This is a genomic window from Ensifer sp. MJa1 (assembly GCF_037026475.1).
GTDB lineage: Bacteria > Pseudomonadota > Alphaproteobacteria > Rhizobiales > Rhizobiaceae > Ensifer.
The window spans coordinates 1-245 of sequence record NZ_JAKUMO010000076.1 but is presented as its reverse complement, the minus strand read 5'-3'; the positions used below and the strand labels follow the sequence as shown (position 1 = coordinate 245).

Here is a 245-nt window from a genome sequence, read left to right as displayed (position 1 = left end):
GCCTTCGGCGTCCAGTCGATCGACCGCCAGGTGCTGAAGAACAACGTCGTCGGTCTCGCCAAGGCCGCCAAGGTCTTTAACATCCCGACGACGATCACCACCGTCGAGACCGGCTCCTTCTCCGGCCATACCTATCCCGAACTGCTGGCCGTCTTTCCGCAAAACGACATCCTCGAGCGCACCTCGATGAACTCCTGGGATGACCAGAACGTCCGCGACGCGCTGGCCAAAAACGCCGCCAACGG

The 245-nt window shown here is 62.0% G+C and carries 1 pseudogene; it reads left to right on the top strand.

The features are described 5' to 3' along the window. A pseudogene (locus tag MKZ91_RS31570) lies at positions 1-245 on the top strand (hydrolase); the annotation flags it as partial.